Source organism: Vibrio sp. 10N.222.49.C9 (assembly GCF_041474985.1).
Classification (GTDB): Bacteria; Pseudomonadota; Gammaproteobacteria; order Enterobacterales; family Vibrionaceae; genus Vibrio; species Vibrio crassostreae_C.
The window spans coordinates 27,528-39,909 of record NZ_JBFRVD010000027.1 but is presented as its reverse complement, the minus strand read 5'-3'; the positions used below and the strand labels follow the sequence as shown (position 1 = coordinate 39,909).

Below are 12,382 nucleotides of genomic sequence, written 5' to 3'. Positions count from 1 at the left end.
TTATTAAGATATAGATTTAAGTTTCGGTATTTGGTCTTCCTTCAGTCTGGCTAAATACCTTTTTTAAGACTGAATTTTGTTATCTAGTCGCGGATTTCGACTAGATAGTCATGGATAGATAAGGGGCAAGGAATGGTTACGTTTCTGGTCAAGCGCCTGTTTCAGGCACTGATAGTGATGTTTGTGATCAGTTTGGTGGCGTTTGCCATTCAGGATAACCTGGGCGACCCGTTGCGTGAGTTAGTCGGTCAATCTGTTTCAGAATCGGAGCGTCAAGCGCTGCGTGATGAACTCGGCTTAAATGATCCCTTCATTACAAAATACACTCGCTTTGTGGGCGCAGCTCTACAAGGTGATCTTGGTACTTCATATTTCTTTAAACGCCCAGCTGTGGACGTAATCTTAGATAAACTAGTCGCAACGCTTGAGCTTGTGTTCGGCGCTTCTCTGATCATTGTTTGTCTGTCGATTCCACTTGGCGTTTATTCTGCAATACACCCAAAAAGCTTCTTCACTAAACTGGTGATGGCGGGCAGTAGTATCGGCATTTCTGTGCCTGTTTTCTTAACCGCAATCATGTTGATGTATGTATTCTCTATTGAGTTAGGTTGGCTGCCGTCGTTTGGACGTGGTGAGACCGCAAACTGGTTTGGCTGGGAGTCTGGTTTCTTAACGCTCGATGGCCTTGCACACTTAGTGCTGCCGAGTATTGCTCTAGCATCTATCATGCTGCCTCTGTTCATTCGTCTAGTACGCTCTGAAATGCTAGAGGTTCTTAGCTCTGAATATATCAAGTTTGGTAAAGCAAAAGGCCTAGCGCTGAACAAGATTTACTACCAACACGCTTTGAAGAACACAATGCTGCCAGTACTAACGGTAGGCGGTGTTCAAATCGGTACTATGGTGGCTTACACCATTCTTACTGAAACTGTATTCCAGTGGCCGGGTACCGGCTTCCTATTCCTTGAAGCGATTAACCGAGTGGATACACCACTGATTACCGCATACGTTATCTTCGTTGGCCTGATCTTCGTAGTAACTAACACCATTGTTGACCTGCTATACGGCATCATTAACCCAACAGTGAACATCACAGGGAAAGGAGCATAATCATGGAACAAACAACAACAGCTCCATCTCGTTGGGAGCGATTCAAGCAGTCAGACATTCTGTACTACTTCTTACGTGACAAAGTGGCAATGGTGAGCTTCGCTATCTTTGCAGCTTTCCTTGTTATGGCATTAGCGGCACCTATTCTAGCGCCAACAGACCCGTATGACGTGACGTCTATCGACATCATGGATTCTGAGTTGCCACCATCTTGGATGGAAGACGGCGAAGAACGCTTCCTACTGGGTACTGATGAGCAGGGTCGTGACATCTTATCTACGATGCTTTACGGCTCGCGTCTGTCATTGACGATCGGTTTCCTAGCGGTAGGTCTTCAGCTGACTCTCGGTATCATCATTGGCTTGTCTGCAGGTTACTTCGGTGGTCGTATTGATAGCTTCCTGATGCGTTTTGCCGATGTTCAGCTTTCGTTCTCAACCATGATGGTTGCGATCATTGTCTCGGCCATCTTCAAGGCGAGTTTCGGTAGTGACTTCTACGCGCAATATGCGGTTGTTATGCTGGTGGTGATCATCGGTATTGCTGAATGGCCGCAGTATGCTCGTACGATTCGTGCATCGGTATTGGCAGAGAAGAAGAAAGAGTACGTAGAAGCGGCACGTGTGATGGGCTTTAGAGCGCCTCGCATCATGTTCCGCCATATTCTGCCTAACTGTTTATCACCGATTTTGGTTATCTCTACGGTACAGGTGGCAAATGCCATCATGTCAGAAGCGGCACTTTCTTTCCTCGGTTTAGGTCTTCCGGTAGACCAACCGTCACTCGGTGCCCTGATCAGTACTGGTTTTAACTACATTTTCTCAGGAGCATGGTGGATCACAGCATTCCCAGGTGTGCTTTTGGTAACATTGGTTCTCGTTATTAACCTATTAGGCGACTGGTTACGTGACGTGTTTAACCCGAAAATTTATAAAGGGTGATAGCCCGGTTTGATTTTTAGTAAAAAAAGTCACTAAATTAAGAGCCGTAAGCAATTACGGCTCTTTTTTTGCTTAATGGATCTGGAACTTAGTATTATTGACAGTGTCAATAATAGTTAAAATGGAATTCATGTTTTATCGACATAGATTCGGTAATAATTAGCCCGCAAGGGTTTAAGTGGTGGTTATGAAATTGACAATGAATGCTGTATGTCGTGCTGTGACGAGAAATTATCGTATGGGACTTATCGCTGCATCTCTTTTGGTATCGAGCCAAGTGAATGCAGAGTCGGTTCTATGTGATGCAACTCAGGCAAGCACCAACCAATTACCACAGCTAGAGCAATCATGTCCGATCGGTAAGGGCGTGTGGGGCAGTAAAGCACCAAAACGTCATTCAGATAACGAACTGTTTTGGGTTCAATGTGGCCTGCTGAACAAGCCTTTGTCACTGAGCCGAGCAAAGCCTCTGTATGAGAAGATCTCGACCAACGTGTGGATGAAGCCGGAAGGCGGAGACTACCGTTGCTTAATCGGACCTTATTCTACCTTCTCTGATGCGAGAAAAGACCTAGCTCAGGTGCGTAAGGTTTCTGGTTACGGTGAGGCCTTTATTCGTATGGTCGATAAGTCGAAAACCTCATCACAGCCTATCGTTGCAAAACCGGCAGAGTCAAAAGCTGTAAAGCCTAAGGCCCCTGTAAAAACAAAACCTGCTCCGAAACCTGTGGCTGCGAAGCAAGCGGCAGCGGTAACGAGTGCTGCAGCTATTCAGACGCTACCAAGCGGTAACGCGAATTCAGACAACGATTTGGAAATCGAAATCCGTGTGACAGCCAATGTTGCGGGTAGCCAATATGCGATTCCTTACCTTCTAGACCATCAGCAGCAGTTCTATATGGAACAAGGCAAGCCTTGGAGTCGTCTAGATTACGATAGCGCTGAATTAGTGTGTAATCAGGTTAACATGAAGCTGATGAGCGAAAAGCAGTGGCAGAGCATCTTGAGCTCAAAGGTTATGGAAAAACAGAACTGGCCAATGCATCTCCCTTATTGGGGCGCAGATAAGAAAGGTCTGTTTACCAACGGAAACGTAAACCAATTGAAAGGTTCTTCACTGCTTAATGTGATGTGCGTGAAATAACGAAGACCCGTTGTAATACCAAATAAGCCTCAGCCATTGCTGGGGCTTTGTTGTTTATACACCTTCCTTTTTCAACATCGGTTCGACTTCTGGACACCCTTTCTTCATACGAATTTGACTAAAAATCTCTAGAAATTGTTCAAATAGAGCAGTTGATGCGTAGAAAACCATAACTCAAGCAATAAGGTGATTGAGATTATGAGTTTAAAAAAACGATTAGAAGACGTGGCTCCACGCTTCGAAGCTGGAGGGAAGTACGAAAAGCTTTACCCTGTGTATGAGGCTTTTGCGACCATATTTTATACGCCCGGCAACGTAAACCGAGGCCAGACCCATGTTAGAGACAGTATCGATCTCAAACGAATCATGATTCTGGTGTGGCTAGCGACCTTTCCCGCGATGTTTTGGGGGATGTATAACGTCGGACACCAAAGCTTCCTCGCATTAACGTCCAGCTATCAACTTAACGAACTTACCTCTGTTATTGAAAGCAGCTGGCGCTTGTCTTGGGCATTTGGTGATGCGCAGTCATTGATGGCAAGTGGCTGGGCAAACCAGATGTTGCTTGGTGCACTCTATTTTCTACCCGTTTATGCCACGGTGTTTGTTGTGGGTGGTTTCTGGGAGGTCTTGTTTGCAGTCGTTCGCAAGCACGAAGTTAATGAAGGCTTCTTTGTCAGCTCGGTGCTGTTTGCACTAATCCTCCCGCCAACCATTCCGCTCTGGCAAGCCGCATTAGGTATCACTTTTGGTATCGTTGTCGCCAAAGAGCTGTTCGGTGGTACAGGACGAAATTTCCTTAATCCTGCGTTAGCTGGACGGGCTTTCCTCTATTTCGCTTATCCAGCCAACATGTCGGGTGGGCTTGTGTGGGTTGCCGCTGACGGCTATTCAGGCGCGACACCACTGAGTCAATGGTATGAGGGTGGCAGTACTTCGCTTATCAATAATATGACTGGCGAGGCGATCACCTGGATGGATGCGTTTATCGGTAATATACCGGGCTCGATGGGTGAGGTGTCGTCACTGCTTATCATGTTGACGGGTCTGATTCTGATTGCCATGAAGATAGCCTCTTGGCGCATTGTTGCGGGTGTGATTATTGGCCTTGTGGCGACCTCTAGTTTGATGAATTGGATCGGATCCGAAACCAACTCGATGTTTTCTATGCCGTTCTACTGGCACTTTGTGTTGGGTGGCGTTGCCTTTGGTACTTTCTTTATGGCGACCGACCCAGTTTCTGCCGCTTTTACCAATCAGAGTAAATGGGCTTACGGGATTCTTATCGGTGTGATGACGGTTGGTATTCGCGTGCTCAACCCTGCTTATCCAGAGGGCATCATGCTGGCTATCTTGTTCGCCAACCTCTTCGCCCCACTGTTCGATTTTATTGTGAAAGAGCAAAACATCAAACGCAGGCAGAAGCGGACATTGCGTTGATTTGAGTGAATAAGAGGGAAAGTTACTCCCATAAGAAAGGCTTACATTGATGTAAGCCTTTTAATTTTTATCGCGACTGATTTGAAGTTGATTTAACTCCATTTCAAATCAATTTCGAACGGTTGGGTGTTACCACAATGCTCACCGCACATCTCGTCGTATGCACTGTTGTGTATCAGCATTGCTGACGATACGCCTTGATCACTGAAGTGGTCGCGGGCTTGGTTAACACTCAAAAACTTCATTGGGTGCTGGTGGTCGTCTTTGATTAACTGCTTTTGCTCGCCAATGATTTGGTAAGCCAAGTAGATCCCGCCTTCAAATGATTCAATGAGTAGATTCATAACAAACTCCATGTTGTTCTCGATAGTTCTTTGTTTCTGTATCTACGTTGATGGTTGTTTGAAGGTTCATGTGTGTTAAAAATGAAAAAACCAGAAGCTCAGCTTCTGGTTTATTAATAAGTCATCAAACTAACTCAAAGGTTAGTTGATTTTCTGCATGATGCTAACACGGCCTGTTGTTGATCCGTCTGGAGTCATTTTACGGCGAGTTAGCAACCCTTCATCCCAGTTAGTACCTGCTGGCTGATACTCCCATTTAATGATGTATTCTTGATTATTACCATTTGCATCAACAGGACATTTATCTCCTGAACCAGGAATATAACCATTGTCAGTATCATCACAGAAGCGCACGACTGAGTTTAGATCTGTCAGTGTTGCTTTTGATTCACGTCCTGAAATGTTAAACCACCAATAGTCAATTGCAGCAAGCTCTTTATAGGTATACTTCTTGCCTGAGTCTTCAAGATCTGCCGGTGAGTTTGCATTGCACTCTTTCCCTGATACGGTAGCGCCCTCAGAATCAAATACCATTCTCATGACAGCATTTTGTCCATCAGCGCAAATCTGAGTGGTATCCCAAGACCCAGTGAAATCCACGTACCTTTCGTCACTAGGTGTTTCTACGTGATAGTAGAAATTCAAACTTTCTTCGATACGCTTTGCTTTACTTGATTCGCTTGATGGGTCGCTTAACTCTGTTTTTGAACGAATTTGTGTGTATATTTTTGTAATTGGGTCATAGCTACCTGAAAGAGTTTCATATTGGTATGAAGGGGTTGCATCGCCTTCATCTCGATCATCTTCCAGTTTGTTTGGCGTGTAGTGGTTGAGGACTTGTTGATTCCCTTCAATGAAAGGTGCCCAACCGTAACTCTTTGGTTTAGGTGTGGTATTTTCTTTGCTTTTATCAAGTAGAAGGTAAGAAAACGGAGCGTTTAGGGTGAAGTCTGGGTTAGCTGTTTGATTGCAGCCTGCAGAACTCCCTGCCAATACACAGCTGATGTACTTTTCAGCGTCTGCGTATGACAATAAAGAGTCGCTGTCACTTACAGCAATAAGACCATTGGCTGAATCTTGATAAGTGAAGTAAGGCGTGCCACGTGTATGTTCAAACACAGCTTTAGGGAGCATTTTGTCAGCGTGAACTAACATTGTTTTGTCGTTAGGGCGGTTGTTTGGATCGTTAATATCATACTGTCTCACCATGATTGAGCGAATAAATTGCCCATTTTTCGCTACAAATGGATTGGCATCAGCGCTGCCGCGAACAGTCCCTGATTTTTCTCCGAATGCTTTCTCCATATGAGCCAATGCTTCAGATTCATTAGTAATTGAAGTGACTCCCATCGCTGTTAGGAAGTCTGTAACAGAATCACGGTCATCTAGACTTAGGTTTTTCATCTTCGCTAACGTCGCAGCATCAGGTTCGCGCAACGCATCTGGAATTGTCAGTACTTCATCAGAAGCGCTACCAAATTGGTTATCTAAAGACTGAAGTAGAATTGCTAAATTTAGAGCTCGGTCGTATTTGCCCGCCGCTTCAAATGGTGTCAGTACATCACGGTTTGATGCTGCCCCTACTTTCAAGCCATTTTCACCACCAATGAAGAAGGTCACCGTATCGTCAGACTTAGCGGTAAATTCGCCTTCGCTGTTTGTGATGCCCTTTGAACCAGAGCTAGTGCTGTAGTAGATACCTTCAACAGCGGCATCGATAAATTTGTTGGTTGTTGTTGATGGTTCTGTCGGTGTTGTGACACCTGAATTAGAACTGTCGCTACCACAACCTGTTAAAGCCACTGCAATCGCCGCTGCGAGAATACTCACTTTTTTCATTACTCGTACATCCTTTCTGTAATAGAGCTATTTGTTATTTTTATGCGTGTAATTTTATAGCGCGCGATTGTAGCGTGATCTTTCTTCCAAGTTAAGTGTGTAAAATGCTGTTTGGTTAATAAGCATTCAAACATACGGTAAAAAACACAAAAAGCCGACAGATGTCGGCTTTTTCATAATATTTCTTTGACTTACAAAGGTTTAACGCATGGTAACAAACTCTTCGCTGCCCGTTGGGTGAATCGCCACAACAGAGTCGAAGTCTGCTTTGGTTGCGCCCATCTTCATTGCAACGCCGAAGCCTTGAATCATTTCATCAACCGTGAAGCCGATGCCGTGTAGGCCAACGACAGTCTCTTCTTCGCCAGCACATACTAGCTTCATCTTACAAGGTTGACGGTGCTTGGTTACTGCTGTGTACATCGCAGTGAAGCCCGATGTGTAAACCTTGATGTTGTCTTTGCCGTACTTCTCTTCAGCTTCTTGGGTCGTAAGACCGATCGTGCCGATAGGTGGGTGGCTGAATACAACAGTAGGCACTAGCTTGTAGTCCATTTTTGCGTTGGTTTGACCGTTGAATAGACGTTCAGAAAGCTGACGACCTGCTTTAACAGCAACAGGAGTTAGCTCGATACCGCCTTCCATGATGTCGCCAACACAGTAGATGCCAGGAACATTAGTTGCTTGGAACTCGTCTACTTTGATGTAGCCACGGTCGTTAGTTGCAACGCCAGTTGATGCTAGGTTGATAGCGTCAGTTGCTGGGTGGCGACCGATAGCCCAGATTAGGTGGTCAACGTTTTGAGTGTTGCCGTTCTCTAGGTGTAGAGTCAGTGTGCCATCCGCTTCTTTCACAACTTCTTTAGGCACTGAGTGCGTGTGAAGTGTTGGACCTTCTGCTTCCATTACTTCTACTAGCGTTTCGATGATCATTGGATCGAAGCTACGTAGTGGAGATTCTTTACGACAGAACAAGTGTGTTTCTGTGCCTAGTGCGCTTAGTACACCTGCGATCTCAACTGCGATGTAGCCAGCACCGATAACCGCAACGCGTTTTGGTTGCTCCATTAGGTCGAAGAAGCCATTTGAGTCGATGCCGTATTCTGCACCTGGGATGTTTGGAATTGTTGGACGACCACCTACCGCGATCAGGATGTGATCTGCTGTGTAGTGTTCACCGTTCACTTCAACTGTCTTTTCATCAACGAACTTAGCAAAGCCTTTGATTACGTTTACTTTGTTGTTACCTAGTACGCGGTCGTAAGATTGGTGGATACGACCAATGTACGCTTGGCGGTTTTCAATCAGCTTGCTCCAGTTAAAGCTTTTTACTTCAACGTCGAAGCCGTAGTCCTCAGAGTATAGGTTGATTGCTTCAGCGACTTGAGCGCCGTGCCACATTACCTTTTTAGGAACACAACCAACGTTTACACAAGTACCACCAAGGTCTTGAGCTTCGATAAGTGCAACTTTTGCACCGTGCATAGCTGCGCGGTTAGCCGATGCGATGCCGCCTGAACCGCCACCGATACAGATGTAATCAAAATGAGTCGCCATTACTTTCTCCATTTATTGAAGGTTGTAGTCACAGTGAGAGCACTGGATACCTACGTCCTATAGATTCTTAAATTGTCTAATTATTATATTGAGGGCAGATCGGTTGAACTCAATCTCCCTGTTTAAAATTTATTCGTCCACATCACAGTCTGTTGAAGATTCTTCAGTCTATGATGTGGACTCGAGATTACTCGGGTACGATCCACTCTACTTTGAAGTGACCGGTCGCTGGCGCAATTGCTTCCTTCAAGAATGGAAGAATCTCTTTCATTTGGCTTTCTAGCTTCCAAGGCGGGTTAATCACGATCATGCCTGATGCCGTCATGCCACGCTCGTTGGTGTCTGGTGATACGCCAAGTTCGATTTGTAGAATCTTGTTGATGCCTAAGCCTTCGAGACCTTCGATCATATCTTCGATATCACAGCGATTTACTACCGGGTACCAAATTGCGTAGATACCGGTTGCCCAGCGCTTGTGGCTTTGAGCGATTGCAGTCACGACATCACGGTACTCTTTTGCCAGCTCGTAAGGCGGGTCGATCAGTACTAAACCACGACGTTCTTTTGGTGGCAGGCTGCCCTTTAAGCGCTTAAAACCATCTTCTTTGTAGATAGATACCTGACGATCACGGTGGAACTCTTGCTCAAGCAGCGGGTGATCGGCTGGGTGAAGCTCAGTCAGTACCATGCGGTCTTGGTCACGCAGGTGTGCACGTGCAACACGTGGAGAACCCGGGTAGTAACGCAGTTTCTCGCCATTATTGAGAATGGAAATAGACTCAAGGTAGCTTTGAATGTCTTCAGGAAGGTCTGTTTGCTCCCACACACGAGCAATACCTTGCTTGTATTCACCGGTTTTTTCAGACCATTCATGCGTTAAGTCGTAACGACCTACACCAGAGTGAGTGTCATGATAAACAAAAGGCTTATCCTTTTGTTTCAAAGAATTAAGAATAAGGCTCTGTACGATATGCTTTACTACGTCGGCATGGTTACCTGCGTGGAAGCTGTGGCGATAACTTAACAAATTAAACTCTCGTAACACTCTCGATTTAGAGTGTGGTTAGTGTAGGTGGGGTTAATCAGACTATTATAACCCTCAATGGACCATAAATTCTCGAACAATTCAGGGACAGTCGTCAGCTATCTGCAGTTAGTTATTGGTTCTACTATTGAAATTTGCCTTTATGGGCACTATTTAATAACTATTCGCAGGTGATTTTTTAGGGCGAACTTTAGCCTGATGACTGTAAGACGACCTCATTACAAAAAAGACGAAAGTCTCTAAAGCCAAAGGAATGTTTATATGTCTAATCCGCTATTAACCTTCACGGACTTACCTCCGTTTTCACAGATCAAGCCAGAGCACGTAAAGCCTGCAGTTGAGCAAGTGATTGAAGCGTGTCGCAACAAGATAGAACAAGTACTTGAAGGTAATACTTCACCAAGCTGGGACAACCTAGTTGCTCCAATTGAAGAAGTGGATGATCGTTTAGGTCGCATTTGGTCACCTGTGAGCCATATGAACTCTGTCGTGAACAGTGACGAACTGCGTGAAGCGTATGAGAGCTGCTTACCTGTGCTATCTGAATACGGCACTTGGGTTGGCCAACACAAAGGCTTGTTCGAAGCGTATAAAGCGATCAAGGCGAGTGAAGCATTCTCTGCACTGAACCGAGCTCAACAAAAAACTATTACCGACGCACTGCGCGACTTTGAATTGTCGGGCATTGGCTTACCTGCAGATGAACAGCATCGTTACGGCGAGATCAGCAAGCGCCAGTCTGAGTTAGGCTCTCAATTCTCAAATAACGTGCTTGATGCAACCATGGGTTGGAGCAAGCAGATCACAGACGTAGCTGAGCTGGCAGGTATGCCTGAATCAGTACTGGCGGCAGCTCAAGCGGCGGCTGAGTCTAAAGAGCAAGAAGGCTACCTACTGACTTTAGATATCCCATCATACCTACCTGTGATGACCTACTGTGATAACCAAGAACTGCGTAAAGAGCTTTATGAAGCGTACGTAACGCGCGCTTCAGATCGCGGTCCAAACGCAGGTAAGTGGGACAACACTGAGATCATCACCGAGCAACTTAAGCTGCGCCACGAGATCGCGCGCATGCTTGGTTTCAGTACTTACAGCGAAAAATCACTGTCGACTAAGATGGCAGAAACGCCAGACCAAGTGCTTGGCTTCCTAAACGACCTAGCAGTAAAAGCCAAACCGCAAGGTGAGCGAGAAGTTGAAGAGCTACGCCAGTTTGCTGAGAAAGAATTTGGTGTCTCTGAGCTAAACCTGTGGGACATCGCTTACTACAGTGAGAAACAAAAACAGAAACTGTTCGAGATCTCTGATGAAGAGCTTCGTCCTTACTTCCCAGAATCTAATGTGGTTTCAGGTCTGTTTGAGGTACTGAACCGCGTGTTTGGTATGTCGGTAACAGAGCGTCAAGGCGTAGACACTTGGCATGAGTCAGTGCGTTTCTTTGATATCTTTGATGCGACTGGAACACTGCGTGGTAGCTTCTACCTAGATCTATACGCACGTGAACACAAACGTGGTGGCGCTTGGATGGATGACTGTCGTGGTCGTCGCATTACCGAATCTGGCGAGCTACAGACCCCGGTTGCTTACCTAACGTGTAACTTCAATAAGCCAGTTGGTGATAAGCCAGCACTGTTTACTCACGATGAAGTGGTGACCTTGTTCCACGAATTCGGTCACGGTATCCACCACATGCTGACGCAAGTAGAAGCGGGCGCAGTTGCGGGTATCAATGGCGTGCCTTGGGATGCGGTTGAATTACCAAGTCAGTTCCTAGAAAACTGGTGTTGGGAAGAAGAAGCGCTGTCGTTCATCTCTGGTCACTTCGAAACGGGTGAAGCGCTACCAAAAGAGATGCTAGAGAAGATGCTAGCGGCGAAGAACTTCCAATCTGCGATGTTTATCCTGCGTCAGCTAGAGCTTGGTTTGTTCGATTTCACGCTACACACAGAATACGACCCTGAAGTGGGTGCTCGCGTACTAGAAACGCTAGCGGATGTTAAGTCTAAGGTGTCGGTACTGCCAAGCCTAGATTGGAACCGTTTCTCACACAGCTTTGGTCATATCTTTGCTGGTGGTTACAGCGCGGGCTACTACAGCTACCTGTGGGCAGAAGTGCTATCGGCAGATGCGTTCTCAGCATTTGAAGAAGAGGGTATCTTCAACACTGAAACGGGTAATCGCTTCCTGAACAACATCCTTGAAATGGGTGGCAGTGAAGAGCCAATGGAGCTGTTCAAACGCTTCCGTGGTCGTGAGCCACAAATCGACGCAATGCTGCGCCACGCGGGAATCAACGCATAATCACGGTAACTATCTAGTTTATTGCGAAAAGAGCCTCTAGTTAGAGGCTCTTTTTTTGTCTGTGCGTTATGCCAAGCAAGGCGAATCAATGTTATGGATTCACATTGCGGTTGATAGGGTTCTGCAATGAAATCAGTGTCTCTGTCGACTGAACTTCATCGATCGCTTGCAGCTTATCGATCAATACAAACTGCAGCTCTTCTATCGACTTACACATCAGCTTTACAAAGATATTGTAAGCACCAGTGGTGTAGTACGCCTCAACCACTTCGTCTAAGGCATTCAGCTTAGCGATCGCCGAGTGGTAATCTTTGGCAGCATTAAGGTTGATGCCAATAAAGCAACACACGTCGTAACCCAGTTTTTTGGTGTTTACCACAACTTCCGTTCGCTCGATAATGTCTGCCGATCTCATCTTTTCGATGCGAACGTGAATCGTCGCAGGGCTGACATCGAACTGCTTTGCCATTTCAGCGTAAGGAGTTCGTGCATCTTCCATCAAGGTTTTGAGAATGGCACGGTCTAGATCATCTAGACGAGCTGTGGTTGTGGACATGCATAATCCTTAGGTTGAATGAAAAACATACCGGCTTGAGTACACATCATAGCCAAGGGTGATAATATTAGCAGTAACTATAGGGTTAGGGTGAATTCAGTG

General features: G+C 45.8%; 10 protein-coding genes. 5 read left to right on the top strand and 5 right to left on the bottom strand.

Annotation, left to right across the window (positions count from 1 at the left end; translation table 11 throughout):
* Positions 1 to 132: 132 nt before the first annotated feature.
* The 4 genes from AB4585_RS12580 to AB4585_RS12565 all read left to right on the top strand — a co-directional run bounded on the left by AB4585_RS12580 (position 133) and on the right by AB4585_RS12565 (position 4,635).
* Positions 133 to 1,110, top strand: coding sequence for an ABC transporter permease (locus AB4585_RS12580; RefSeq protein ID WP_017060134.1), 978 nt, complete (start codon positions 133 to 135; stop codon positions 1,108 to 1,110).
* Between the two features lie 2 nt (positions 1,111 to 1,112).
* Complete coding sequence (locus AB4585_RS12575) at positions 1,113 to 2,051, top strand: ABC transporter permease (RefSeq protein ID WP_017060135.1); 939 nt, start codon at positions 1,113 to 1,115, stop codon at positions 2,049 to 2,051.
* 187 nt (positions 2,052 to 2,238) lie between these two features.
* Positions 2,239 to 3,195 (top strand): SPOR domain-containing protein, encoded by a 957-nt coding sequence (locus AB4585_RS12570; protein ID WP_372169957.1) that lies wholly within the window; start codon positions 2,239 to 2,241, stop codon positions 3,193 to 3,195.
* Between the two features lie 198 nt (positions 3,196 to 3,393).
* The gene (locus AB4585_RS12565) at positions 3,394 to 4,635 is read left to right on the top strand and encodes an NADH:ubiquinone reductase (Na(+)-transporting) subunit B (protein WP_017079378.1); all 1,242 of its coding nucleotides are present in this window, start codon (positions 3,394 to 3,396) and stop codon (positions 4,633 to 4,635) included.
* A 92-nt stretch (positions 4,636 to 4,727) separates the two neighbouring features.
* On the opposite strand, the gene AB4585_RS12560 is transcribed toward AB4585_RS12565, so the two are convergent.
* The 4 genes from AB4585_RS12560 to AB4585_RS12545 form a co-directional block, all read right to left on the bottom strand.
* Complete coding sequence (locus AB4585_RS12560; RefSeq protein WP_017103429.1) at positions 4,728 to 4,979, bottom strand: DUF6482 family protein; 252 nt, start codon at positions 4,977 to 4,979, stop codon at positions 4,728 to 4,730.
* A gap of 141 nt (positions 4,980 to 5,120) precedes the next feature.
* The gene (locus AB4585_RS12555; RefSeq protein WP_372128495.1) at positions 5,121 to 6,818 is read right to left on the bottom strand and encodes a hypothetical protein; all 1,698 of its coding nucleotides are present in this window, start codon (positions 6,816 to 6,818) and stop codon (positions 5,121 to 5,123) included.
* Between the two features lie 201 nt (positions 6,819 to 7,019).
* A complete protein-coding gene (gorA, locus tag AB4585_RS12550; protein ID WP_017060142.1) occupies positions 7,020 to 8,375 on the bottom strand; it encodes a glutathione-disulfide reductase in 1,356 nt (451 codons plus the stop codon).
* A 187-nt stretch (positions 8,376 to 8,562) separates the two neighbouring features.
* The gene (locus tag AB4585_RS12545) at positions 8,563 to 9,402 is read right to left on the bottom strand and encodes a 23S rRNA (adenine(2030)-N(6))-methyltransferase RlmJ (protein WP_017060143.1); all 840 of its coding nucleotides are present in this window, start codon (positions 9,400 to 9,402) and stop codon (positions 8,563 to 8,565) included.
* 279 nt (positions 9,403 to 9,681) lie between these two features.
* Between AB4585_RS12545 and prlC the strand changes: the two genes are divergently transcribed.
* Entirely contained in the window at positions 9,682 to 11,724 is a 2,043-nt protein-coding gene (gene prlC / locus AB4585_RS12540) for an oligopeptidase A (RefSeq protein ID WP_372169953.1), read from the top strand.
* Positions 11,725 to 11,815: 91 nt separating this feature from the next.
* Here the strand turns inward: prlC and asnC are convergent, their stop codons facing one another.
* Complete coding sequence (gene asnC, locus AB4585_RS12535) at positions 11,816 to 12,280, bottom strand: transcriptional regulator AsnC (RefSeq protein WP_008218581.1); 465 nt, start codon at positions 12,278 to 12,280, stop codon at positions 11,816 to 11,818.
* Positions 12,281 to 12,382: the final 102 nt, after the last annotated feature.